Raw genomic sequence first — 24994 nt, forward strand, 5'->3', positions numbered from 1 at the left:
TCTAGTCTTCTACTTCATCCTCCCATACTTCTTCTTTTACAGCATCATTATCATAAGGAAGAACAATGGTAAAGGTAGAACCCTTGCCATATTCACTCTTGGCCCAGATAAATCCATTGTGTTGCTTGATGATTTCTTTTGCTATCGCAAGACCTAAACCAGTCCCACCTTGGGCACGACTTCTAGCCTTATCAACCCTGTAGAAACGGTCAAAAATCTTCGGTAAATCTTCTTTAGGAATTCCAAGTCCTTGATCCGAAATAGATAAAATCATCTGATCATCAGTGGTTTTCATGCTAACCGTAATTTTCCCACCATCAGGCGAATACTTGATGGCATTGTTAAGAATATTATCGATTACCTGAGTCATCTTGTCTGTATCAATTTCAATCCAGACCGATGTAATCGGATAATCTCGAACCAACTCATATTTCTTTTCTTGATCCTGGGATCGCATCTTATCGAAACGGTTTAGGATAAACGTAATGAAAGCTGTAAAGTTAATCAATTCAACATCTAAATGGCCACTTGCATTATCAATACGCGAAAGATGCAAGAGGTCCGTTACCATTCGCATCATACGGTTGGTCTCATTTAGAGATACTTTGATAAAATCAGGAGCAACAGGTTCATATAATGCACCCTCATCCAAGGCCTCTAGGTAAGATTTGACACTGGTCAATGGAGTTCGCAATTCATGACTAACGTTTGAAACGAATAGTCTTCTCTCGCGTTCTTCCTTCTCTTGTTCAGTCGTATCATGTAGAACTGCTACCAAACCAGAGATAAAGCCGGATTCTCTACGAATCAAGGCAAAACGCACACGCAAACTAATATACTCCCCATTTACATTTTGGGAATAAATCATCATTTCAGGACTTTGCGTAATTAAGTCTCTAAGCTCGTACTCATCTTCGATCTTGAGCAACTCTAAAATGTTTTGATTGAGCGCGTCATCACTTTCAACTCCAAGTTGTCTTTTAGCCATATCGTTAATCATAGTGATTTGACCACGACGATTGGTTGCAAGAACCCCATCAGTCATGTATGACAAAATACTATGCAATCTTTTACTTTCCTGCTCAAGGTTTTCCTGAGTTAGACGAATAACTTCAGACAAATCATTTAAGTTATTCGTAATGTTAGTGATTTCAGTATTCCCCTGCATATCCAGTACTTGAGAATAATCACCAGCAATTAAATCTTTAATCTTTTGATTTAACTGTTTGAGTCGGATATTATCTCTACGGCCTTCAAGCAAGAGAAAGCTAACAAGCATGATAAAACCAATTAAAATGAGTACAAAGACGAAATCTCTGGTTAAAATTGTTTGTCTAATTACTTCAATCATTATTTCTCATGTAATAACCAACACCACGACGAGTTAAGATATATTCAGGTCTACTTGGTGTGTCTTCAATCTTCTCACGTAGACGTCTAATAGTGACATCGACAGTACGAACATCACCAAAATAATCATAACCCCAAACAGTCTCAAGGAGGTGTTCACGGGTAATAACTTGACCAAGATGAGAAGCTAAGTGATGCAACAACTCAAACTCTCTGTGAGTTAAGTCCAATTCTTCTCCATATTTTTTGGCTACATAAGCATCTGGAAGAATCTCTAAATCTCTAATTTGAAGACTTTGCAATTTAGTATCTTCCTCTTGGTTGTCAACTGCAACTAACTCCGTACGACGAAGAAGAGCCTTAACACGCGCTTGTAGCTCACGGTTTGAAAATGGCTTGGTCACATAATCATCTGCACCAAGTTCAAGACCAATAACCTTGTCAAACTCACTATCTTTTGCTGAAAGCATGATAATTGGAACACTACTTGTCTTGCGAATTGTTTTAGCCACTTCAAGACCATCAATTTCTGGAAGCATCAAATCCAAGATAATAATATCTGGTTTCTCAGCCTCAAACAATTCAATCGCTTCACGTCCATTAAAGGCTGTAACAACTTCATAGCCTTCCTTGGTCATATTAAACTTAATAATATCTGAGATTGGTTTTTCATCATCTACAATCAATATTTTTTTCATATAGTCACCTTTTTCCTTGTATCAATTATACCAAAAAATTGCAAAGAAGACACGCAAGACTAGTGGTCAGCATCTTTTTGAATACTCTTGCCAAATTTTTTGTTGAGGTTTTGCTAGTGGGTAGAGGTCAAAATCTTCAGGAGTTAACCAAACTACCTCTTTATCACAATATTCTTTGCTATCAACTACTTGCCCGGATAGGATTCGTACATGCCACTTTCGATGGCTAAAGATATGTTTGACTTCTTCGAAATGACTATCCTGCCACTCAACTTCTAAATCATAATCCTGCTCAAAACTTTCTTGCGGTGATGGCCCAAGTTGAATAGATGGTTCAGCTACCTGATTAAAGAGATTTAGTTCTTCATTTTTCGAAAATTCATCTACCTCAATCAAGGGAAAATGCCAAAATCCAGCAAGTAACTTTTCACTTTCATTCTTTTCTAGTAAAAACTGTCCTTTAGCATTTTGAACAACTAAAGCATTAAGATAGACGGGAACTGGCTTTTTCTTTGCCGCTTTAATCGGATAGCAATCCATTGTTCCATTTTTATAGGCAGCACTAAAATCTTTAACTGGACTATCTTCTGGCTTCGGATTAACGGGTGCCTCAATATCTGAACCCAAATCCATCAAGGCTTGATTGAAATCACCTGGACGTTCTGGATCAATCAAAATTTCCATCATAGCTTGAAATATCTTGCGATTACTTGGATTACCAATGTCGTGATTGACTTCAAATAAACGAGCCAAAACACGCATGACATTCCCATCAACTGCTGGTTGTGGTAGATTAAAGGCAATACTTGAAATAGCTCCGGCTGTATAGGGACCTATCCCTTTCAAGCTTGAAATACCTTCGTAAGTTGAAGGAAATTCTCCATTTAATTCATTCATAATCTGCTGAGCTGCAGTTTGCATATTGCGAACACGCGAATAATATCCAAGACCTTCCCAAACCTTTAATAAACGTTCTTCAGGTGCATTTGCTAAAGTCTCTACAGTTGGAAAGCTTTCTAAAAAACGTTCATAATAGGGAATAACTGTATCAACTCTGGTCTGCTGCAACATGATTTCAGATACCCAGATATGGTATGGATTTTTAGTCCTTCTCCAAGGTAGGTCCCGCTTATTTTCATCATACCAAGCTAAAAGTTTTTGACGGAAAGAGAGAATTTTCTCCTCTTCCCATATGGTCACACCGTATTTCTCCAAATCTAACATATATCTAGTATAGCATATCCTTATAGGATACTCAAAAAATGAAAATTGTCCTTGTTTTGGTATCAGCTCTCTTATCATACCTGACTATAAGTCATATCTCTACTCTTTCTGTTATTTTCTATGATTTTTTGATATAATGACTCTTGAATGATTCTTTAAAAGGAGATATCCATGCGTTTTAATCAATTTAGTTATTATCCCGTTACACCCCAACAAGCTTTACAAGAATTATCTGAGCTCGGATTCAAGCTTGATCTTTCAGCTTCACATAAAGAACAGTTTGAAGCTTTTGTTAGGACTTGTTTTTTTAATTACACAAATACGGATTATCCCCTTACTACTTTAGCAGTTGATAAAGAAACAGATTTACTCACTTTCTTCAATTCAGACCTTGAATTGACAGCAGAAATTTTCTACACTGTTGCCTTTCAATTGCTTGGATTCAGTTACTTAGTAGACTTTGAAGATGGTCTTGCTTTTCACAAAGAAACAGCGTTTCCGATCGTTTACGGAGATTTGATTGACAATCTCTATCAACTCCTTAACACACGCACTAAAAAGGGAAATACCTTGATTGATCAGCTAGTTAGTGATGGTTTTATTCCTGAGGACAACTCTTACCACTACTTCAATGGTAAGAGTTTGGCAACCTTCTCTGCAAACAATGTCATTCGTGAAGTTGTTTATGTAGAAACTCGCGTTGACTCTGACAAGGATGGTCTGCCTGATCTCATTAAGGTAAACATTATTCGTCCAGCATACAATGGGAAGATCCCATCTGTTATGACGGCAAGTCCTTACCATCAAGGAACCAATGATAAAGCAAGCGATAAAGCTCTTTACAAAATGGAAGCTGTGCTAGAAGTCAAGGAACCACATAAAATTACGCTAGATAAGCCAACCCTAGACTTGGTTGAACCAGTTGGTGACGCAGCACTCGTTTCTGATGCTGAAGAAAAACTCACTCATATCAATAGCAGCTACACACTTAATGACTACTTCCTTCCAAGAGGATTTGCAAATATCTATGTATCAGGTCTTGGTACCAAGGATTCACAAGGTCTGATGCCAAATGGTGACTACCGACAAGTTGAAGCTTATAAAAATGTCATTGATTGGCTCAATGGCCGTTGCCGTGCCTTCACAGACCATAGTCGTAAACGTCAAGTAAAGGCAGACTGGTCAAATGGTAAAGTCGCAACTACTGGTCTTTCTTACCTAGGAACAATGTCCAATGGTCTTGCTACTACAGGAGTTGATGGTTTAGAGGTCATCATTGCTGAAGCAGGGATTTCATCATGGTACAACTATTACCGTGAAAATGGTCTTGTCACAAGCCCTGGAGGTTATCCAGGTGAAGACTTCGATTCATTAGATGAATTAACTTATTCACGCAATCTCCTAGCTGGTGACTATATTCGTGGAAATGAAGATCACAAAGCTGCCATAAAAGAGCTTAAGAAAAATCTAGACCGTAAGACTGGTGATTATAACCAATTCTGGCATGACCGCAACTATCTGCTCAATGCCCATAAGGTCAAAGCCGAGGTTGTCTTCACACACGGGTCACAAGACTGGAATGTAAAACCACTTCATGTCTATCAAATGTTCAATGCTCTTCCAAGTCATATTAATAAACATCTCTTTTACCATAACGGCGCCCATGTTTATATGAACAACTGGCAGTCTATTGATTTCCGTGAATCCATGAATGCTCTTTTGACGCAGAAATTATTGGGGCAAAAAACTGACTACCAACTTCCAAAAGTCGTTTGGCAGGACAATACTGCTACTCAAACATGGCATAAACTAAATGACTTTGGAAATCAAAGTGAACATAAAACTTTCTCTTTAGGTACTGAGGAAGCTGTCATTGAAAACCAATACCAAGATTCTGACTTTGAACGATTTGGAAAGACTTACCAAACCTTTAATAATGAATTGTATCAAGGTAAGGTGAATCAGATTACCATTGATCTTCCAGTGACTGATGATCTTCATATCAATGGTCGTGTTAAACTAAACCTTCGTCTCAAGTCAAGTACCAATAAAGGTCTTCTCTCTGCTCAACTTCTCGAACTTGGTCAAAAGAAATATCTTCAACCTTATCCTGGAGTCTTGGCTGCTCGTACTATTGATAATGGTCGTTACCATATGCTGGAAAACCTTTGCGAGCTACCATTTAGCCCAAATGCCCAACGTGTTATTACCAAAGGCTACCTCAACCTCCAAAATCGTCATGATTTATTAAAAATTGAAGAAGTTAAACCAGATGAATGGATGGAATTCCAATTTGAATTACAGCCAACTATTTATAAACTAAAAGAAGGCGATACTCTCCGTCTCGTTCTTTATACTACTGACTTTGAGATTACTATACGTGACAATACAGACTATCGATTAACTGTAGATCTTGCTAATTCTAATCTAGAGATTCCATATCAAAAATAGTTAGTAAACTTAAAAACCCGTGATAAAAATATCACGGGTTCTTTTATTCTTATTTTTTTTCTTCGGCTTGTTTCTTCATTCTCGCAAGTCTCAAAGCTCTATTTGGATTGAGGCGATTAAAAAGTTCTTCTAATTTCTTTTCATTCCAGACGTCTGCAGCAGAAACAAAATTTCCATCAGCATCTCGGAAAGATATTGGTTTATCACCCATAGCTATCTCCTAGTCTACAAACTCAAACTCAAATTTTCCAATACGGACAAGATCCCCGTCCTTAGCGCCACGAGCACGAAGAGCTTCATCAACTCCCATACCACGTAACTGACGCGCAAATTTCATGACAGACTCATCACGGTCAAAGTTAGTCATGTTAAAGAGTTTCATGAGTTTTTCACCTGAAAGAACCCATGTTGCATCATCGTCACGACCAATCTCAAATGGTTTTTCTTCCTCATCGAAGCCATAGTAAGCCTCTTCTTCCATCTCTGACTCATCATAAAGAAGGAATTCTGGCGTTTTATCAAGAAGCTCAGCCGTTGCATCTAATAGCGGTGCAAGTCCTTGCTTAGTCAAACCTGAAATTGGGAAGATTGGTGGTAATTCTTCAAATTCATCATAATTAGCAGCCAATTTTTTCTTGAACTCTTCGAGGTTTTCTTGACTCTCAGGCATATCCATTTTATTGGCAACAATAATCTGTGGACGCTCCATAAGACGAAGGTTATAAGATTCAAGTTCCTTATTGATTGCTAAATAGTCCTCATAAGGATCACGTCCTTCACTAGCTGACATGTCAATGATATGAAGAATAACGCGAGTACGCTCGATATGGCGAAGGAACTGGGTCCCTAAGCCAACACCTTGGCTGGCACCTTCAATCAATCCAGGAAGGTCTGCAACGGCAAAGGATTCACCAGACTGGGTACGGACCATACCAAGATTTGGTACAATTGTCGTAAAGTGGTAGGCACCGATTTTAGGTTTTGCAGAGGTAATCACGCTAAGAAGTGTTGATTTACCTACAGATGGGAAACCAACTAAACCTACATCTGCAAGAATTTTAAGTTCTAACTGTAATTCACGCTCCTGACCAGGTTCTCCATTTTCTGAGATTTCTGGAGCAGGATTTTTTGGTGTTGCAAAACGGATATTTCCGCGACCACCACGACCTCCATGAGCAACGATGAACTCTTGTCCGTTCTCTATCAAATCAGTGAGAACTTTTCCAGTCTCCGCATCACGCACGGTTGTCCCTTGAGGTACACGGACAATCAAGTCTTCTGCACCTCTACCATGCATTCCTTTTGTCATTCCTTTTTCACCTGATTGGGCCTTGAAATGACGATTGTAACGAAAGTCCATAAGGGTACGCAAGCCTTCGTCTACAACGAAAACAACGTTACCACCACGTCCTCCATCACCGCCCCAAGGTCCACCGTTAGGGACGTATTTTTCACGACGAAAGGCAACCATGCCATCGCCACCATTACCAGCCTTTACTTTAATCTTGGCTGTGTCTAAAAACATACTCATATTCTTTTCTCACTTTAAAAAGGGCTGGGAAAATCCCAGTCACCAACTAATACAATTTGATCCTCTAACCAGTATTTTAAAATCTGCTGAATACACCAATTGCAGTCGCAAAAATACCGGCTAAAGTAACAAACAACATGATTAATACGACAAACATTGTAAGTTTTTCAAAGAATGTTTTTTTACGTTTACCATTATCACCGAATGCCATGTTTTCTCCTTTACTCTAATATTAATACTCATCAGATACAGGAGCGATTGCCCACAAGATCAAGTAAGCAATAAGTCCTGCACCATAACAGAAAGCCAAAACTCCCCAAATAACACGTACGATTGTAGGGTCAATATCAAAATAATGTGCTAAACCAGCGCATACACCACCGATTTTTTGATCTCTACCACTTCTCATAAATTTCTTTTGCATATATTTATTTCCTTTCTTTGATTTGATTAATCATTTAAATATTTTCTTAAATTTCTTAATTGTTTTCTAGATGCCTTAAGCATACGCTTCGAACCTTTAACTGGCATAGTAACAGCCTGTTGCGGAATGTAGAAGACTGTCTTTAAAATACGTTTTGTAACCGGTTCGTCAACCCCTGTTTCTTTGGCAAAATTATTTGAAATAATGACGTCTAGATAAAATTCATGGACTCTTCTACCAAAATTCTCAGCAGAAATTTCATATAATTTTTCAGCCAAGTGTTTTTCATCCATTGTCGGTGTAGCAAGTAAAGCCTCAAGAATCGCTCCTGCCAAGTCTCTTTCCTCATAATAAAGGGTTCCGAACATTTTATCATTGATGAGATTATCCAAATAAGGATTACCATGAGCAATAACAGGTGTCTTACTAGCTAAACTTTCCAGATAAGTCAATCCCTGAGTTTCACTTGTAGAAGCTGATATGAAGAAATCAGCTGCCTTATAATAGAGGGCTGTCTCATTTGGCGGAATCATACCTGTAAAGATAACAGAATCTTGAATTTTTAAATCTTCTGCTTGCTCCTTAAGGTTGTCTAAATAAGGTCCATCTCCAGCTACAACCAGTTTAACATTTGGTTCTTCTTTTAGGACATCTGGTAAAGCTTTAAGAACTGCTTGAATGTTCTTCTCGTAAGAAACTCGAGAAAGACTTAGAAGCATCTTTTCGTCTTGTTGGATCCCTAGTTTATCCCGTAAGTCACTAATGTGTTCAGGACCAATCTCAGGGCGTTCAAATTTGGCAAGTTCAATTCCAGTTGGAATGACACGCTTTTCAACTTTTACCTTATAGTCAGATAAAAGGTCGCGCACAATTTCACTCGGACATATAACTCCATCAACATCATGCAAAAAACCTCGAACAAGATATTTGACCATACTTGGACGAATCAACATTCCCTTAGCAATATAGTGAACATAATCCTCGTACTGGGTATGATATGTATGAATGACTGGAATTTTCAATTCTCGTGCAATCCATATTCCTAACAAACCTAGAGAAAACTCTGTTTGCGTATGAATAATATCGAGTTTGTATTGTTTAGCAATCTCAAGAGCTTTCGTAAATCCACGGTAAGCGAAACGACGGTCTTTAAAGGCAAAGAAAGGAACACTAGGAATACGAATAATCTGCCAGTCTTCATAACGATTGACATCCTTATCGGTTGTCGTGAAGATAAAGACTGCATGTCCTTGCTTTTCAAGCTCTGTTTTTAAGGTTCGAATACTGGTTGCAACACCCGAAACCTGTGGGAAATAAGTATCTGTAAATAATCCAATTCGCATATACTACCTCATTTTTTTCCTAAAGCCGCTTGCTCCCGATAGAATTTTAGCCATATTTCAAGGAGATGCTCCTCTGAGTATTCTCTTGAAATAGCCTTGGCCTTTTCTTTTAACTCTTTCAAAGCTTCTGGATGCTCTCTATATTCCATAATAGCTTGTTTCATTTCTTCCACATCGGTGGTTGGTCTGTAATTGCCTTCTAGAATCACCTTATAAAGATCTAAGTCCCGAAGCATAATGGGAGCTTCACAACTCGCAGCTTCTAGAATAGTCATCGGAAAGAGCTCATTATAGCTAGGAAGTAAGAACAAATCTGCCAAAGCATACAGTTCTTTCATCCGTTCTGGCTCAACAATTCCAGGGAAAATCAGATTCTCTGGAGGATTATCCATGATTTTTTTATAGCGTTCATAACCATCTGTAATCCCACCAAATGAGAAGCCTCCAGCCCAAATAAAGGTGATGTCCGGTAGTTCCTCAGCAAGAGTGATGAAATCATCGATACCCTTACGCTTCTGAACCTGTCCAGCTCCTACTACTACAAATTGATTTTCACTCAACCCCATATCTTGTCGAAGTTGACTTACTTTTTCTGCAGAAAGTGGGTGCCATTTTTCTTTGTTAACAAAGTTAGGGATATAGGTCACCTTTTCACGAGGAATACCAGCTGCAACCAAATCTTCGATAAAAGTAGGATTGACCACAACTAAATGCTCCATACGGTCATAAAAAGAAAACACATAGCGCTTAACAATCCCTTTTAGAAAGAATGGAATCTTCAAACTACCTTCTAAGGTATCAGGTAGGAAGTGGACATAACCAATTCTACGACCTGAACGCTTCTTTTGAAAAGTTGACAGATAATAAGGAAGGTCGATTGTATGAAAATGAGTAACATCAGCTTCTACAGGAAGATTCTCCGTTACAATTAGTTGGTCTTTCGCATCACGTTTCAAAAGTTGCACAAGTTCACGGTAAGCTCCAGAAACTCCTTGTCCTGCTACCTTTTCACTCGAACTTAGCATGTTGATGCGTAATTTCTCTTTTTCCATACTATCCATTATATCATTTTATTAAAAGAAAATCAGCAAATTAAAAAAGAGATAGCATAAAAGCTAGGGAATTTCCTAACACTTATACTATTTCTTTTTTTCTATCATTCTATTTAATACCTAAAGCGATACGTGCATAGCGACTCATTTTTTCAACCGTCCAAGCTGGATACCAAACTAATTTCACTTCAACGTTAGTAACCTCTGGTACATCTGTCATAGCATCATAAATTTGATCGGTCAAGAGGTCTGCTAATGGACAACCCATAGTCGTTAAGGTCATATCAATCTCAGTATCACCGGTATCACCATCAAATCGAATCTCATAAATCAGACCTAGGTTGACGATATCGATTCCTAATTCTGGGTCGATAACTTCTTCTAGAGCTGTCAAAATCCGTGTTTTGATGTTTTCAATTTGCTCTTCTGTGTAAGCCATATTCAGTCTCCTCTATCTTAATCCTCGATAAAGTCACGAAGCGGTTTGCTTCTACTTGGTTGGCGAAGTTTTCTCAATGCTTTTGCCTCAATCTGACGAATACGCTCACGAGTGACATTGAAAACTTTACCCACATCTTCTAGCGTACGCATTTTACCATCATCAAGTCCGAAACGTAGACGAAGAACATTTTCTTCACGGTCAGTCAAGGTGTCTAGCACTTCGTCCAACTGCTCACGCAAGACGATACGAGTTGTATAGTCAACCGGATTTTCAATCACTTCATCTTCGATAAAGTCACCAAGGTGGCTATCGTCCTCTTCACCAATAGGTGTTTCAAGAGAAACTGGTTCTTGCGCAATCTTTAAAATTTCACGAACCTTGTCAGGTGTCATATCCATACGTTCAGCGATTTGCTCAGGGGTAGGATCTTGTCCCAATTCTTGAAGAAGGTTACGTTGCTCGCGAACAAGCTTGTTGATTGTTTCTACCATGTGAACTGGGATACGGATGGTACGAGCTTGGTCAGCAATAGCACGTGTGATAGCCTGACGAATCCACCAAGTTGCATAAGTTGAGAATTTGAATCCTTTAGAGTAGTCAAACTTATCAACTGCCTTCATCAATCCCATATTTCCTTCTTGGATCAAGTCAAGGAACTGCATACCGCGTCCAACATAGCGTTTCGCGATAGATACTACCAAACGAAGGTTAGCCTCTGCTAGACGTTGTTTCGCTTCAACATCTCCTGCTTCAACGGCAAGAGCCAATTCTTTTTCTTCTTCGTTAGTAAGAAGAGGTACGACACCAATTTCCTTCAAGTACATACGAACAGGATCATTGACTTTGGCAGATGTTGAACCAATTAAGTCTTCGTCGCTAAGTTCTGGTTCTTCCTCTGTACTTAAGACACGTTCACTCGGATTTCCTTCGTTATCAGTGATTGCAATACCTGCATCTTGAATCCGTTGCAAAAGGTTCTCAATGCCTTCTACATCAAGAGCAAAAGGAATTACAAGGACATTGTTAATTTCATCATCTGTCGCAGTACCAGTTTTCTTATGGTTACGAATAAATTCTGCAACTTGGACATCAAAAGTTGTTACTTCTTTTTGTTTTTTTGCCATTCTTACTCCATTCTTCTTTTTTGGGAAATTAAGCGTTCAAGCTCTTCTAAAGCAGTATCTGTGTCGCCTACATGACTAGCTTCCTGAACTTTCTTTTTAATTTGCAAGTTTTGTTGATTCAAAAGAGCACGATTACGAGACTCCTCCACTTCCTTTAATTCTTCCGGAGACATTTCAGAAGGTAGATCTAAGGTTAACACCTGGTACCAAGCATTTTCAACTTCTCTAGTCTGATTTGCCAAGTCTTCAGAAGAAATCGAACCATTATCAATCAAGAGTCCATACAAGGTCTGAAACTCTGGAGTTTCAAATACAAAATCATCTCTCAAACGATAATCATTCAACACAAGGGGGTGCTCCATCATACGATAAAGAATATGTGCTTCAGCTCTCATGACTGCCGTCAATTGTTTAGAAACCGACATAGTAATTGGTGTCGGATTAACAACCTGCTTCACTTTTTCTTGTCTTTGTCTGACACGACTTTCATTGATAATGTGCTCAACTTGTTGATAATCAAAAGATGGTAAATGATCCGTCAACAAATGAATATAGGTGTTCTGGGCTGTGATAGAAGGTTCTTTGACGATAAGAGGTGCAATTTTCTCAATGAACTCAATCTGTGCTTGGAGATTTTCACTATTACTAGGTTTGTAATGATGGATATAAAACTCAATTGGACTGATTCGAGTATTGGATAAAAGATAAGCCAAATCCTCTGGAGAATTCTTTTGTAAATACTCATCAGGATCCATTGCATCAGGAATCTGGACTACTTGTACAGGTAGATCTTTAAGCTGGTCCAAAGCTTTAGCGGTTGCAGCTTGTCCTGCCTTATCACCGTCATAAGTGATAATCACTTTTTTTGTAAAGCGTTTGAGATGTTCGACGTGTTCAGCAGTCAAGGCTGTTCCCATGGAAGCTACTGCATTTTCAATACCAGCACGGTAGGCTGCAATAACATCCATAAAGCCTTCCATCAGGTAAATTTCAGGAGCCTTACCTGAGCCTTTTTTTACCCTATCCAAATGATATAATTCGTAACTCTTGTTAAAAATCGCCGTCGCTCGACTATTTTTATACTTGGCAGTTTGAGAATCTTTCTCTTGCCAAATCCGTCCAGAGAAAGCAATTACCTTTCCTTGGTCGTTTGAGAGTGGAAATATAATCCTGTTATGGAAAGTATCAAAAAATTGGTTACTCTCAGATAGATAAAATAGACCTGAATCCAGCAAGTCCTTCTCACTATAATCGTCTGCTAAACGCTGATAAAGATAAGAGCGTTCTGCTGGAGCTAGACCAATCATAAAGTGTTTAATGACATCATCAGTCAAGCCACGTTTATAGAGATAGTTTCTCGCCTCCTCACCCATTTTAGTCGTCATTAGGATTGCATGATAAAAGCGTGCAGCCCTGTCATGCATATCGTAGAGATTTTGATGGGGTGACGTGTGTGGGACAGAGTTATGTGCAGGAGCTTCCAGGTGCATTCCGAGTCGTTCGCCCAACATCCTTACCGCATCCGCAAAAGTTACTTGTTGATACTCCTCTATAAACTTAAAGACGTCTCCGGAACGACCACAACCAAAACAGTGGTAAAATTGCTTATCTTCGACCACGTTAAAGGAAGGGGTCTTTTCACCATGAAAAGGACAGAGCCCCAAAAAGTTCCGTCCAGATTTTTGTAAAGAAATCACTTCTCCTATGATTTCGACAATATTGGTATTGTTTTTGATTTCTTCGATGACTCTCTTGTCAACCATAGACAATACCTCCATTTTATCACAGTTTACTTTATATAGTATACTTTATTTCTGAAAAAAAGTAAACCATTTCATACCTTTTACATGCTTCTATTTCATATATTTCCACCTATCATGTAAAAGTGGATCTTCTGAGAAAAAAATTCTAATATTTGTTAAAAAAAATTGGAAAGCTGGTCATAGCTGTAACGGTTCTGACTGAGAGGATCCGTGTCCTCACCTGGATAACTATCCTCTGTTAAGAAAGTACCTCCCTGATTATCAAAATATCTTGCTCGTAAATAGTCAATATCTCATATTTCTTAACTTTAATACATTCTAATTTTCTAAAACAGGGCTAAATTCATTGAGCTAACCCTATTTTGAAACTATGTTATGAAGTTCTATAATTCAAATTTGAATGAAACTAACAATCTTTTACTTGCTTTAGTCATAAGTCACTTCTATTTTAAACTCAATCCTTGTATCCGATACATTCTTAATTTTAATCTTGAAATCTTTCTTTGAAGCAAACGAAAAAAGTGCATTTTGAGGTGGATCCATGATAATACCTTCGCGGTCGACTCCAATGCCATTATGAGGATTCTCTAACATCGTTACATCCCAGCTTTGTGTTTTTTCATTGTAATCATAGGTCTCAATCCGAGAATCCTTAATATTATATCCAATTCCTTTTTCAGGTTCAAACCAATCATCGCCTCGCAAAAGCTTTATCTTTCCATCTGTAGTAACGGGAATTACTCTCACATGAATGATAGAATCCAAACTCTTGGAGTGTCCTCTGACTGTTACACTTGCTTCTTCATTTGGGAGTATAATAATTGTATCTCTTTTAAAGACACTTCTCAAGACTAATATAACTGGTAGTGTTAATAGCAAAATGATTAAAATCATTAAATTTGATTTTTTCATTTTATCTTCCTCCTTCACGATTATTTAGGTGATACCTCACTTTTTTGCTTACTATTATAAAATGAAGTTGAGACAGTATTTCTCAACTTCATCTATATTATTTTTGCTTCCCGAATTGCATTATACCTAATTGTATCCCTTTTAAAAATGTTTCTCAAGACTAATTGCACTAATAGAATTAACTATAATATAGTTACAATTACTAAATTTGATTTCTTACTTGATCCCAGGCTCTATTATTTATAATCAACTTCCATTTTAAAAACTATAAATTTATTTGATAAATTTTTTACTTTAATATTAAAATCAATTTTGGAGTTAAACGTAAAAAGAAAAGCTTGAGATGTTTCCATAATAATACCTTCGTGATCAACACCAATGCCATTATAAGGATTCTCTAACACAACGATTTTTGTTGTTTCTGTTTCCGAATCGTATTTCCAATGTTCAACCTGACTTTTCTCAATATTATAATGTATACTATTATCATAGTCAGACCAACTCCTCCCGTATGATAACTTTACCTTACCATCTGTACTTAGACGAGTTAATTGAATATCCGTATAAGAATCTAAGCTTATTGAATTCCCCTTAATTACTATATCTTTTTCAGAGTTTGGCAATAAAATATTATATCCCCTTGTTAATTCCTTAATAATCATGACTATTACTATTATTATCAATAAAAGAATACATTTTTTTCTCATTCGTTTTTTTCCTCTATCTGGCTTCAAATTATCTATCTAGTCTTTAAAAAATCTGTTTAATTCAATTAAGAAAAATTTAGTGGCACAATCTCTACATCCCCAAGATTATCAACTGAGTAACGTTGACTACCATTTTTAAACCAGAGTTCTAGAACGACATCATAGAGCATGAAGTGGGATTTTTCTTTAATCCAGTATGTATTCGGAAATAACTTTTACATTCCCCCAATTATTCTTTGAAAATTGACTAGGATAGACGGAAAGCCAGTCTGGAATAATCTTATTTCGTAATAATTCTTCACTTTTAGTAAAGTATGGTGAAAGATTAATTTTTTTCTCCTGTGCATACTCCATAATTTGATTGGGTTCTGTCAACCATTTTTCATCAATAACGCTTAGTAACTGAACCAATTCATCAGATTTGTGATTATACTTATAATAAATATCTATAATCACTCCACTACTATGCATGAATCGAAAGTTTATAGACATTTCTCCACTATCTAGTTTACCATCTGGATAATAAAAACTGTACGAAATCCCATCAACTCCTGTAGGTAAAACTTCTGAACGATACTTTTCTATAGTTGAACCGTAAAGTAGACCTCCTGTTCTATTTACTTCCATATCTGGCACCCTATTTAAAGTAGAATTCGTACGTAAAAAAGAAGATGTAGCATGATGGTACTCGTCATGATAAATTTCTTCAAAAACATTACTATATCGTGGCTTAAAAAAAATGAAAGCGAGCGGTAGTAGCATGATTACAAATGCCCCTATAGATGAGGTATAAAACATTTTTTTATTCACTTAGCATCCTCTTTCTTGTTAATCAATATAATCGTGCAAATCAGATTTTAATATAAGGATTTGAAAAATTCTTATAACTCCTACTACCACATTTTATACTTGATAGAAAGTACTTTTTTGCATCAGTAAGCTATTCTATTCTAAAAAATTCAGTGGCACAATCTCTACATCCCCAAGATTGTCAACTGAGTAACGTTGACTACCATTTTTAAACCAGCGTTCTAGAACGACATCACAGAGCATGAAGTGGGATTTTTCTTTAATCCAAGCTTCATCAATCCCATGAGGTTTTAAATACTCTAGTACTTCGTTTGGATTAGTTAAGTAAAAATTTGGTTTTTCCACAGTGCCCGCTCTCTTAAAATACGACTCCAAATTTATCTCTCCGCTATCCTTATTTCTTATATTATACCCAGCTAAGTAGTATGCCAGTGAACTTTTAGAATCTGAAATTTCGATAGTTTGATTAAGATTTTTATTCTTATAATTGTATCTAATAAATAGATATCTCCCATCAGATAATAGTTGCTGGTATTCAATAATAAAAGTTTCTTCAAAACCTACAATCACTTCTAACCTTTCATTTTCAGACAAGCCTGCATCAAGTCCTATGGGAATTATCCAGTCTGGATCTCTAAACGACTGACTTCCATCAACGGCTTTGCTAAAATCAGCGAGACAAGGCAAAATACCACTATGGGTTTCTGCATAGTTCATCTCTAAAAAGACATTACTTAAAGATTCATACACTCCTTTAAAATAATTCTTTTGATAGACACGATATAGACCAAACAAAGTTAGAAAAACTAATATCGTTATGACTAGAATTTTTAAAATTTTTTTCATTGACATTTTTCCTTACTTAAATCTTGGATAAACTGATAAGCAACATTGTTCTTCTCTTTTAACAGCTCCATTGCTTGGGCATCATCCTATTCAGAAAAACTTAGTGTCACAATCTCTACATCCCCAAGATTGTCAACTGAGTAACGTTGACTACCATTTTTAAACCAGCGTTCTAGAACGACATCATAAAGCATGAAGTGGGATTTTTCTTTAATCCAAGCTTCATCAATCCCATAAGGCTTTAAATACTCTAGTACTTCGTTTGGATTTGTTATCTGAAAATTTGGTAAGCCTTTAGTCGAACTAAAACTATAGGAACTTTTTAAATGTAGCTCTAAATCAGATTCTTTTCCACTCTTCACTTCTATATTATAACCAATTAACCCGTAAGCTAATGATTGATCAGATTCAGAAACCTCAATAGTTTGTTTGAGTATTTTAGCGCTATAATCATAGTCAATAAAAAGATATCTACCGTCAGGTAACGTCCGCCTATACTCAATTAGAAATGTTTCTTCAATACCTACATACACTAATATAATTTCACTTTCAGATAAGCCTGATTCAAGCCTCATACCAACTGTAATATCCTTATCGCGATATGATTGGCCTCCGTCAACGGCTTTACTAAAATCAGCAAGTCCAGGTAAAACACCACTATGGGTTTCTGCATAATTCATTTCTAAAAAGACATTGCTTAAAGACTCATATACTCCCTTATAATAATTCTTTTGATAGGCACGATACAGACCGAACAAAGTTAGAAAAACTAATACAGTTATGACTAGAATTTTTAAAATTTTTTTCATTGACATTTTTCCTTACCTAGAACTTATATGCTCTTTGCTGTCAAAATATATTTTTAACGTCTTATTTTAAAGACGAGATAACATTCAGACGATACAATCTTTTTAGAAATTTTATTTCTCTAGGTACCATTTCCTTAGAATCATTATACTATAAAATGTTAGATGGTGACAATAAGACTAGTTTTTGACAAACTCCCTTTAACACAAAAAAACTAGAAGTAGAAATCCTACTTCTAAGTTTTTAATGATATATGTTTTAAAAATTATCTATTCAAATAACTGATAGTAATCTGAAATCTTCATCTTGGCTTTTTCATCCTTATTCAAATCTTGGATGATTCGGCCTTCTTTCATAACAATCAAACGATTTCCGTACTTGAGAGCATCTTCCATATGGTGGGTAATCATCAGAGCAGTAAGATGGTCCTTACTGACAAAGTCATCTGTCAATTCCATCAAGGCCACACTTGTTTTAGGGTCAAGAGCAGCTGTATGTTCATCCAACAAAAGGAGTTCTGGACGCTTCAAGGTTGCCATCAAGAGGCTCAAGGCTTGCCTTTGTCCACCTGATAAGAATTCAATCGGGGTGTCCAAGTGTTTCTCTAGTCCATTTCCGACTTTCTCAATGGTTCCTTGAAATTCTTCCTTATAAGCTGATAGTCTTCTTGGAAATAGACCACGTTTTTCTCCACGAAACTTAGCAATCAAGAGATTTTCTGCAACGGTCATACGAGGGGCAGTTCCCATCTTGGGATCTTGGAAAACACGAGAGAGGTACTTGGCACGCTTTTCAGGACTGAAATGAGTCACATCCTCCCCCATGATTCGAATACTACCACTAGTTAAAGGTAAAGTTCCCGCAATGCTATTAAAGAGAGTTGATTTCCCCGCACCATTTCCACCCAAAATTGTGATGAAGTCATGTTCATAGATATCAAGTGAAACATCGTTTAGGATAATCTTTTCTTCGTCAAAGCCATTTGTCACAATTTTTGTGGCATTTCTTAATTCTACAATTGCTGTCATTTGCTTAACTTGACTCCTTTCAAGTATTTATCCTTAAGTGTTGGAATTACAAGACATGTTGCTAGGATAAGGGCACTATATAGTCGAAGGTAGCTTGTGTTAAAGCCGAGAGCAATGACTCCCCATACTAGGAATTGGTAGCTAATTGAACCAACGACAATAGTAACCAAACGTTCTGCTAGGGTCAAACTCTTAAAGAGTACTTCTCCGATAATCAAGCTAGCAAGCCCAACTACGATAACCCCGATACCACGAGAAACATCCGCATAGCCTTCTTGTTGAGCGATAAGAGCGCCAGCAAGTGCGATCACACCATTTGACAAGACCAAGCCCATCAACTCCATACGTCCAGTATTGATACCAAAACTACGAGCCATATCTGGATTATCTCCTGTTGCGATATAAGCTTGTCCCAATTTAGTATCTAGGAAGAAAAGCATAAGAAGGATAACCAAAGTCACAAAAATCAAACCTGTAAATAATTGATTAACCTCAGATGAGAAAGGAAGAACGTCCTGGATTTGTTTAGTTCCTAAGAGCCCAAGGTTTGCCCGTCCCATAATCATGAGCATGATAGAATGGCAAGAAGTCATCACCAAAATACCAGACAAGAGTGTTGGAATCTTTCCTTTCGTGTAAAGAAGACCAGTCGCTAAACCTGCAAGACAACCTGCTCCAACAGCTACTAATGTAGCAAGAAAAGGATTGACACCTTGTGTAATTAGAGTTACTGCTACCGCTCCTCCAAGAGGGAAGGAACCCTCGGTTGTCATATCTGGAAAGTTGAGGATTCGAAAGGTCATAAAGATTCCCAAACCTAGAATAGCCCAGACAAATCCTTGTGAAATTATCGATACTATCATGTTACATTCATTTCCTTCTTTTAAATATTGGAGGAGATGTCTCCAACTCCTCCTTCATTCTTATTCGATTACTTGACCAGCTTCTTTAAGAACTGATTCAGGTATAGTGATTCCAAGTTCTTGAGCCACTTTTTTATTGATAACTGATTTACCAGTTGAGAAGACATTGACTGGTGTATCTGCTGGTTTTTCACCCTTCAAGACTTTGGCAATCATCTTACCAGTAGCAACACCAAGATCGTGTTGGTCCACAACGACTGATGCCAAACCACCTGCTTCTACCATGGCAGTTGCACTTGGGTAGATTGGTTTTTTAGCTGTTTGGTTACTTGATACTACAGTTGAGAACGCAGATGCGATTGTGTTGTCAATTGGAACCCAGATTGCATCTACTTTTCCTGTCATAACGTTAACTGTAGAAGCAATTTCGTTAGTTGAAGGAACTGCAAAAGTCTCTACTTTCAAACCAGCTTTTTCAGCGTAAGCTTTGAACTCTTCAACTTGTGATTTAGAGTTATCTTCACTACTTGAGTAAAGAGCTCCAACTGTTTTGACATCAGGAGTCAATGTTTTAATCAATTCAACCTGTTGTTCAGCAGGGTTATGGTCAGATACCCCTGTGATGTTTCCACCTGGTTTTTCCAAGTTTTGTACAAGGTTAGCTCCAACTGGGTCTGTAATAGCTGCCATGATAACAGGAAGGTCTTTTGTTGCACTTGCTAGACCTTGAGCTGCAGGTGTCGCAATTCCGACAACAACATCATTTCCATTTGACACCAATTGTTTACTCATTGTGGCAACCTTACTTTGGTCACCTTCTGAATTCATAAAGTCGATTTTAACTTGGTCGCCTTTATAGCCTTCTTCAGCAAGCCCATCTTGGATACCTTGGTAGATTAAGTCAAGCGATGGGTGACTGACGAACTGTAGAACACCAACCTTAGCCGTTTTGTTAACTGTCTCAGTTTTAGTATCTTGTTTCGTTAAGTTAGAGTAGACCAAGCTTCCTCCAACTACAAGTGCTAGTGCTGCAATAATACCAATTAAACGTTTATTCATATCTATTTCTCCTTATTTCACTTAAACTTCGTCATGTTCATGTCACTTTCAATATAACTTTACCAAGCGTCGCCATCGTTTAAATTCCATCATATACCTCCCCATAGAAAAAGTCCTCACACAAAAAACTTGTGTGAGGACGTCGATGCGCGGTGCCACCTCAATTATAGGGAATCCTCCCTATCTCTCAATCTCGCTTCACGAGTTGCACTGTAAGGTGTGCGCACCGAATTCTTATGATTTCAAATTCTTTATAACATTCAGCCCAATTTTCATCATCTCCATCTATCTGTTTCCACCAACCACAGACTCTCTAAAAAATTTTAATGATTACTTTCTGAATGCTTAAATTATATCATTTTAAAAATGCTTGTCAAGTTATTTTATGAATTATTTTTTTAAAAATGTAAAATTCTTACGGACTTTATAAAAAAATATTTTAAAATTAACCCGAATTACGTAATCCTGTAGCAATTCCGTTAATGGTCGTATGAATCAATCTTTCTTCATGTGAGGACAACTCTCCGCGACGTTGACGCTTAATCAACTCTAACTGAATATAGTTAAGAACATTGAAATAAGGCATGCGGTAATTTAGACTATCTCTCAAATAAGTGTTTTCTGCCAAGAGTTCTTCATGACCTTCGATAGCCAGGATAACATTCTTAGTCAATTGCCATTCATCCAAAATTATATAGTAGATTGCTTGCACTTCTTCACTTTCACAAAGTTTAGCATATTCAAAAGCAATATTCATATTTGATTTTGATAGAACCATATCAACGTTAGATAGGAGTGACTGGAAGAAAGGCCAGTTCTGATACATGTCACGAAGGTATTCAATATTTTTTGGATCTTGATCAATAAATTCCTTGAAGCTTGAACCAACACCATACCAACCTGGGAACATGACACGACTTTGTGACCATGAGAATACCCAAGGAATGGCACGTAGACCACCAATTTCAGTGATTGTTTTACGTGCTGCTGGACGAGAACCAATATTAAAGCTTGAGATATTCTTGATTGGACTAGATTCAAAGAAATAATCGTAGAAATGATCATTTCCAAATACTAGTTCACGGTAGATATCATAGCTACGACTGACTACTTGGTCCATAATCGCCTCATAGCGATTTGATGTATTAGTATCGCTCTTTTTCTGTGTAATCATACGGTTGATAGCCGCTGATACCAACATTTCTAAGTTATAGTATGCTGCATCCTTGTTTCCGTATTTATTTCCGATAACTTCACCTTGTTCAGTTAATCGAATACGGTCCTTGATTGATTTGAGTGGTTGAGAAGCAATGGCGTCATAAGTAGGGCCACCACCACGACCAACAGTACCACCACGACCGTGGAAGAAGGTTACTTTGACTCCAAATTCATCACCAATAGCGGTTAATTGTTGTTGAGCTTTGTATAGAGTCCAACAAGATGATAGATAACCACCATCCTTGTTACTATCAGAGTAACCTAACATGATTTCTTGATAATTATCTTTTGAAGCAATCCACTTCTTAGCAAGCGGTAAAGAGAAATACTTTCTCATAGTCTCTTCGGAATGATCCAAATCCTCAATTGTTTCAAAGAGAGGCACGATTTGAACACGTGCTTTTTTAGCATCCACAAGACCGACTTCTTTCAGCATAATCGCCAATTCTAACATATCAGACACGCTGGTTGCATGAGAAATAATCGTTTGACGAATGACGTCTTCTCCCAAACGATCTTTTAATTCACGTGCAGTTTGGAAAATGGCTAATTCTTTTTCAAGAAGTTCAGACTTTTCAGCATGAGTAGCTGACAAGATTCGAGGGTCTTCTAATAGTTCATGTAAAAGCAACTCGCACTTCTCATCTTCTGAAAGATCGCTATAATGGTCATTAATTCCAGCAGATGCTAACAATTCAGCAACACAGGCTTCATGAACACTTGAGTCTTGGCGCATATCGATAGATGCCAAGAAGAAACCAAAGACTTCAACAGCCTCCAAAAGCTCGGCAAACTCTCCAGTAAGCAAAGCTTCTGCCTTATTTTCAAGCAATGAATCTTTAATGATAGCTAAGTCTTGTTTAAATTCTTCAATTGTTTCGTAGTAGGGAGGACGATCTTCAGCCAATTCTTGAATGGCTCCTGAGAGACGATTACTAATATAGTCAGTAACCACTCCTTGTTGATGTCCTTGAGTTCCAAAGAGTCGTTCAATGTGATGGCGTTCATCTGCTGATGAGCCGACAAGAGCCCACTCTTTTAAATTTAAAAGAGTTTGAATTAATTTCGATTGAATAAAGTGAAAAGCTCGACGATAAGGTTCTTTCTCGCGGAAAACAGAAGTATCTTGAGATTGAGCTGCCATTTCTTCAACAGCCTTACTTGTCTTAGATAAATTAGTAGAAAGAGAGAAAGTACGGTAGAGACTAGAAATCTTACTGATGTAGTAGTTTAAGATCACTTCACTTTGAATGGTAGCAGAACGCATGAGTGTCTCAGCAGTTACAAATGGATTGCCATCACGGTCTCCACCAATCCACATTCCCATGGTGATAGGTTTTGCTTGTTTTAGGTCAATTCCCTGCTCTTTTGCAAGACGCTTATACTCTAACATTAGATTTGGTACAGCTTGTAGGAAAGAACTATTGTAATATTCCATCACGTTTGTGATTTCATTCGTTACTTTTAGCTTCTTCTCACGAATCATATCCGTCTGCATGATAATCTCAATGTAGCGACGAAGATCATTGTGCCATTTTTCTTTGTTAATAAGCCCCATTCTCACGTCACGGTATTTACGCAAGAGAGTATGGATATGATTAGTCAAGTCCAGCATACTCTTACGTTGAACCTGAGTTGGATGGGCTGTTAATACTGGCACAACGTTCAGATGTTCAAGAATTTCAGCCGCATTTTCTTTTTCAGCAACCATTTCAATGGTTGTTGACAATTTACCAAGATAATCTTGATCAATATTGTTTAGATGGTTAATCTCATAAGCTAAGTCTACGTCTTCGGAGATGTTAATCAAAAGTGGTAAAATAGAGAAATATCTAGAGATGTAGACCATTTCATCATTTGAAAGGTTTCTCACTACCTTATCTAGTCCTTGATAGTCTAGATTTGATGATAGTTTCTTCAACTGCATAATCTTGTTAAAAGTCTCAGCAGGAAGCATATTTTTCGTGATATCTTCAAGTAAATCTGTCAAGATTTGAACTTCTTCTTGGACTACAGTTTTGTTTCTGTTATTTTCTAGTTTTTGAAGAGACATATTTTTCTCCTTGTCACATTTTCTTAGAGCTGTGCTTCATATTCGCTGTAGAGTTTTGCACGTTTTTCACTAGCATCGATATTTAACACAAAGGCGATAGCTACTGATAGAACCAGGAGACTATTCCCCCCTTGTGAAAGGAATGGGAAGGTTACACCTGTTGAAGGAATCAATCCTGAAATCCCTCCGATATTAACGAATACCTGAATTAAAATCATTCCACCAATACCGATTGCTACCATAGAGTTGAACGGATCTTTTGCTCGTACCCCCACTAAAATAATACGAAGAATTAGGAAGAATAATAGAGCTAAGATAAGACTGGCACCGACAAACCCAAACTCTTCAATCACAATAGAGAAAACAAAGTCTGTGTGTGCTTCAGGTAGATAGCCTCGTTTTTCGATAGAGTTTCCTAATCCTAGCCCAAACCATCCTCCATTTACCATAGCATAGTATGAATTCGCCAACTGGTGTCCTGCACCAGCGACATCATCAAAGGGATTAAAGAAAGCACTGAATCGTTTAGCTACGTATCCAAATACTGGAATCTTAGAAAACTTATCAACACCAACAAGCTTAATGGTTGATAGAGAAACAAAGGATAAACTGGTCAATACTCCAAGAATAGTTGCAAACCATCGGTGAGCTATCCCACTAACTGAGTACATCAACAATGCTACCAAAAAGAGAATTGTAGCATTTCCAAGGTCAGGGAAAATAGCCAAACTTCCAATCATGACTAGAAGTACAAACCGCCAATCGTTAAACGCTCTAGGAAACCATTGGTTTTGAGTTAAAACTTGGAAATCATAAACGGCAATTTCTTCTTGTTGTTTTGAAAAACGTTGAGCCAAGTACCAAATGATGATAATTTTCAAGTATTCCGCAGGCTGAACAGTAATAGGTCCTAATTTGATCCAACCGTAAGCACCATTGATGGGAATCCCAATCAAACGAGCTAAAGCTAGTAACACTAACTCAGCAAACATAACAATAAATAACAAACGTTCGTTTCGAAGAAAACCAAGTTTCAACTTATAGATTACTGCAATAAGCAACAAACTAACGATCCAAAACAAGCCCTGATTTCGAACTAATTGAAAGGCGCTCTTACCCTCCTGAATCAAGGATGCACTCGTTGTCGAATATATCACTATCAGTCCCAAAACAGACAAGAGAATATAGGGCACTAAAATAGAGTAATTCAACAGGTGCCTTTTACTAATTTTCATATTTCACCATCTACTAAATTTTTAATTTTCTATTCATTCTAGTTTTACTAGCTA

At 37.4% G+C, this 24994-nt stretch carries 24 protein-coding genes and 1 other annotated feature; of the genes, 1 reads left to right on the plus strand and 23 read right to left on the minus strand.

Going from position 1 to position 24994, the window contains the following annotated elements; all coding sequences use genetic code 11:
• Nucleotide 1 precedes the first annotated feature (1 nt).
• The 3 genes from vicK to mutY all read right to left on the minus strand — a co-directional run bounded on the left by vicK (nt 2) and on the right by mutY (nt 3272).
• Complete coding sequence (gene vicK / locus ACVAMZ_RS05330) at nt 2-1351, minus strand: cell wall metabolism sensor histidine kinase VicK (protein WP_461684236.1); 1350 nt, start codon at nt 1349-1351, stop codon at nt 2-4.
• Nucleotides 1344-2048, minus strand: a complete 705-nt coding sequence (gene yycF, locus ACVAMZ_RS05335; RefSeq protein WP_004252689.1) for a response regulator YycF — start codon at nt 2046-2048, stop codon at nt 1344-1346. The genes vicK and yycF overlap by 8 nt, the downstream gene beginning before the upstream one ends.
• Nucleotides 2049-2114: 66 nt before the next feature.
• Nucleotides 2115-3272 carry an A/G-specific adenine glycosylase gene (gene mutY / locus ACVAMZ_RS05340; RefSeq protein WP_004252687.1) on the minus strand — a complete coding sequence of 386 codons (1158 nt, stop codon included), beginning with the start codon at nt 3270-3272 and terminating at the stop codon, nt 2115-2117.
• Between the two features lie 171 nt (nt 3273-3443).
• Here mutY and ACVAMZ_RS05345 point away from each other — a divergent pair, with 171 nt between their 5' ends.
• Entirely contained in the window at nt 3444-5723 is a 2280-nt protein-coding gene (locus tag ACVAMZ_RS05345; RefSeq protein ID WP_461684237.1) for a Xaa-Pro dipeptidyl-peptidase, read from the plus strand.
• A 49-nt stretch (nt 5724-5772) separates the two neighbouring features.
• On the opposite strand, the gene ACVAMZ_RS05350 is transcribed toward ACVAMZ_RS05345, so the two are convergent.
• The 20 genes from ACVAMZ_RS05350 to ftsW all read right to left on the minus strand — a co-directional run bounded on the left by ACVAMZ_RS05350 (nt 5773) and on the right by ftsW (nt 24940).
• Nucleotides 5773-5934, minus strand: a complete 162-nt coding sequence (locus ACVAMZ_RS05350) for a hypothetical protein (protein ID WP_049495146.1) — start codon at nt 5932-5934, stop codon at nt 5773-5775.
• A gap of 9 nt (nt 5935-5943) precedes the next feature.
• Nucleotides 5944-7254: a GTPase ObgE gene (gene obgE / locus ACVAMZ_RS05355; protein ID WP_033630851.1), complete on the minus strand. Its 1311-nt coding sequence runs from the start codon at nt 7252-7254 to the stop codon at nt 5944-5946.
• Between the two features lie 76 nt (nt 7255-7330).
• The gene (locus ACVAMZ_RS05360) at nt 7331-7465 is read right to left on the minus strand and encodes a DUF4044 domain-containing protein (protein ID WP_000863850.1); all 135 of its coding nucleotides are present in this window, start codon (nt 7463-7465) and stop codon (nt 7331-7333) included.
• A 21-nt stretch (nt 7466-7486) separates the two neighbouring features.
• Nucleotides 7487-7678 carry a PspC domain-containing protein gene (locus ACVAMZ_RS05365; protein WP_006148426.1) on the minus strand — a complete coding sequence of 64 codons (192 nt, stop codon included), beginning with the start codon at nt 7676-7678 and terminating at the stop codon, nt 7487-7489.
• Between the two features lie 26 nt (nt 7679-7704).
• Nucleotides 7705-9021, minus strand: coding sequence for a glycosyltransferase family 4 protein (locus ACVAMZ_RS05370; protein ID WP_461684238.1), 1317 nt, complete (start codon nt 9019-9021; stop codon nt 7705-7707).
• Nucleotides 9022-9029: 8 nt separating this feature from the next.
• Nucleotides 9030-10073, minus strand: coding sequence for a glycosyltransferase family 4 protein (locus tag ACVAMZ_RS05375; protein ID WP_016465929.1), 1044 nt, complete (start codon nt 10071-10073; stop codon nt 9030-9032).
• Nucleotides 10074-10182: 109 nt separating this feature from the next.
• Nucleotides 10183-10512, minus strand: a complete 330-nt coding sequence (locus ACVAMZ_RS05380) for a metal-sulfur cluster assembly factor (RefSeq protein ID WP_006145447.1) — start codon at nt 10510-10512, stop codon at nt 10183-10185.
• 17 nt (nt 10513-10529) lie between these two features.
• Nucleotides 10530-11639: an RNA polymerase sigma factor RpoD gene (rpoD, locus tag ACVAMZ_RS05385; RefSeq protein ID WP_004252673.1), complete on the minus strand. Its 1110-nt coding sequence runs from the start codon at nt 11637-11639 to the stop codon at nt 10530-10532.
• 2 nt (nt 11640-11641) lie between these two features.
• Nucleotides 11642-13402, minus strand: a complete 1761-nt coding sequence (gene dnaG / locus ACVAMZ_RS05390; protein WP_461684239.1) for a DNA primase — start codon at nt 13400-13402, stop codon at nt 11642-11644.
• Between the two features lie 426 nt (nt 13403-13828).
• Nucleotides 13829-14314, minus strand: coding sequence for a hypothetical protein (locus tag ACVAMZ_RS05395; protein WP_461684240.1), 486 nt, complete (start codon nt 14312-14314; stop codon nt 13829-13831).
• Between the two features lie 236 nt (nt 14315-14550).
• Nucleotides 14551-15048, minus strand: coding sequence for a hypothetical protein (locus ACVAMZ_RS05400; RefSeq protein WP_461684241.1), 498 nt, complete (start codon nt 15046-15048; stop codon nt 14551-14553).
• A gap of 38 nt (nt 15049-15086) precedes the next feature.
• Nucleotides 15087-15191 carry a TipC family immunity protein gene (locus ACVAMZ_RS05405; protein ID WP_461684242.1) on the minus strand — a complete coding sequence of 35 codons (105 nt, stop codon included), beginning with the start codon at nt 15189-15191 and terminating at the stop codon, nt 15087-15089.
• A 16-nt stretch (nt 15192-15207) separates the two neighbouring features.
• Entirely contained in the window at nt 15208-15831 is a 624-nt protein-coding gene (locus ACVAMZ_RS05410; RefSeq protein WP_461684243.1) for a TipC family immunity protein, read from the minus strand.
• A gap of 135 nt (nt 15832-15966) precedes the next feature.
• Nucleotides 15967-16677, minus strand: a complete 711-nt coding sequence (locus tag ACVAMZ_RS05415) for a TipC family immunity protein (RefSeq protein WP_461684244.1) — start codon at nt 16675-16677, stop codon at nt 15967-15969.
• Between the two features lie 86 nt (nt 16678-16763).
• Entirely contained in the window at nt 16764-17486 is a 723-nt protein-coding gene (locus ACVAMZ_RS05420; RefSeq protein WP_461684245.1) for a TipC family immunity protein, read from the minus strand.
• A 267-nt stretch (nt 17487-17753) separates the two neighbouring features.
• Entirely contained in the window at nt 17754-18512 is a 759-nt protein-coding gene (locus tag ACVAMZ_RS05425) for an ABC transporter ATP-binding protein (RefSeq protein WP_461684246.1), read from the minus strand.
• Nucleotides 18509-19375 carry an ABC transporter permease gene (locus ACVAMZ_RS05430; RefSeq protein ID WP_036752806.1) on the minus strand — a complete coding sequence of 289 codons (867 nt, stop codon included), beginning with the start codon at nt 19373-19375 and terminating at the stop codon, nt 18509-18511. Before ACVAMZ_RS05430 ends, ACVAMZ_RS05425 begins: the two co-directional genes overlap by 4 nt.
• Before the next feature lie 60 nt (nt 19376-19435).
• A complete protein-coding gene (gene trpX / locus ACVAMZ_RS05435) occupies nt 19436-20434 on the minus strand; it encodes a tryptophan ABC transporter substrate-binding protein (protein WP_461684247.1) in 999 nt (332 codons plus the stop codon).
• A 132-nt stretch (nt 20435-20566) separates the two neighbouring features.
• Nucleotides 20567-20785 (minus strand) — a binding site (T-box leader).
• 94 nt (nt 20786-20879) lie between these two features.
• Nucleotides 20880-23705, minus strand: coding sequence for a phosphoenolpyruvate carboxylase (ppc, locus tag ACVAMZ_RS05440; protein WP_461684248.1), 2826 nt, complete (start codon nt 23703-23705; stop codon nt 20880-20882).
• A gap of 23 nt (nt 23706-23728) precedes the next feature.
• Nucleotides 23729-24940: a cell division peptidoglycan polymerase FtsW gene (gene ftsW, locus ACVAMZ_RS05445; RefSeq protein ID WP_461684249.1), complete on the minus strand. Its 1212-nt coding sequence runs from the start codon at nt 24938-24940 to the stop codon at nt 23729-23731.
• Nucleotides 24941-24994 lie beyond the last annotated feature (54 nt).

Source organism: Streptococcus sp. KHUD_017 (assembly GCF_054861245.1).

Coding starts and splice junctions, on each gene's coding strand:
- vicK (WP_461684236.1), bottom strand. CDS start 1,351: ATGATTGAAGTAATTAGACAAACAATTTTAACCAGAGATTTCGTCTTT.
- yycF (WP_004252689.1), bottom strand. CDS start 2,048: ATGAAAAAAATATTGATTGTAGATGATGAAAAACCAATCTCAGATATT.
- mutY (WP_004252687.1), bottom strand. CDS start 3,272: ATGTTAGATTTGGAGAAATACGGTGTGACCATATGGGAAGAGGAGAAA.
- ACVAMZ_RS05345 (WP_461684237.1), top strand. CDS start 3,444: ATGCGTTTTAATCAATTTAGTTATTATCCCGTTACACCCCAACAAGCT.
- ACVAMZ_RS05350 (WP_049495146.1), bottom strand. CDS start 5,934: ATGGGTGATAAACCAATATCTTTCCGAGATGCTGATGGAAATTTTGTT.
- obgE (WP_033630851.1), bottom strand. CDS start 7,254: ATGAGTATGTTTTTAGACACAGCCAAGATTAAAGTAAAGGCTGGTAAT.
- ACVAMZ_RS05360 (WP_000863850.1), bottom strand. CDS start 7,465: ATGGCATTCGGTGATAATGGTAAACGTAAAAAAACATTCTTTGAAAAA.
- ACVAMZ_RS05365 (WP_006148426.1), bottom strand. CDS start 7,678: ATGCAAAAGAAATTTATGAGAAGTGGTAGAGATCAAAAAATCGGTGGT.
- ACVAMZ_RS05370 (WP_461684238.1), bottom strand. CDS start 9,021: ATGCGAATTGGATTATTTACAGATACTTATTTCCCACAGGTTTCGGGT.
- ACVAMZ_RS05375 (WP_016465929.1), bottom strand. CDS start 10,073: ATGGAAAAAGAGAAATTACGCATCAACATGCTAAGTTCGAGTGAAAAG.
- ACVAMZ_RS05380 (WP_006145447.1), bottom strand. CDS start 10,512: ATGGCTTACACAGAAGAGCAAATTGAAAACATCAAAACACGGATTTTG.
- rpoD (WP_004252673.1), bottom strand. CDS start 11,639: ATGGCAAAAAAACAAAAAGAAGTAACAACTTTTGATGTCCAAGTTGCA.
- dnaG (WP_461684239.1), bottom strand. CDS start 13,402: ATGGTTGACAAGAGAGTCATCGAAGAAATCAAAAACAATACCAATATT.
- ACVAMZ_RS05395 (WP_461684240.1), bottom strand. CDS start 14,314: ATGAAAAAATCAAATTTAATGATTTTAATCATTTTGCTATTAACACTA.
- ACVAMZ_RS05405 (WP_461684242.1), bottom strand. CDS start 15,191: ATGCTCTATGATGTCGTTCTAGAACTCTGGTTTAAAAATGGTAGTCAA.
- ACVAMZ_RS05415 (WP_461684244.1), bottom strand. CDS start 16,677: ATGAAAAAAATTTTAAAAATTCTAGTCATAACGATATTAGTTTTTCTA.
- ACVAMZ_RS05420 (WP_461684245.1), bottom strand. CDS start 17,486: ATGAAAAAAATTTTAAAAATTCTAGTCATAACTGTATTAGTTTTTCTA.
- ACVAMZ_RS05425 (WP_461684246.1), bottom strand. CDS start 18,512: ATGACAGCAATTGTAGAATTAAGAAATGCCACAAAAATTGTGACAAAT.
- ACVAMZ_RS05430 (WP_036752806.1), bottom strand. CDS start 19,375: ATGATAGTATCGATAATTTCACAAGGATTTGTCTGGGCTATTCTAGGT.
- trpX (WP_461684247.1), bottom strand. CDS start 20,434: ATGAATAAACGTTTAATTGGTATTATTGCAGCACTAGCACTTGTAGTT.
- ppc (WP_461684248.1), bottom strand. CDS start 23,705: ATGTCTCTTCAAAAACTAGAAAATAACAGAAACAAAACTGTAGTCCAA.
- ftsW (WP_461684249.1), bottom strand. CDS start 24,940: ATGAAAATTAGTAAAAGGCACCTGTTGAATTACTCTATTTTAGTGCCC.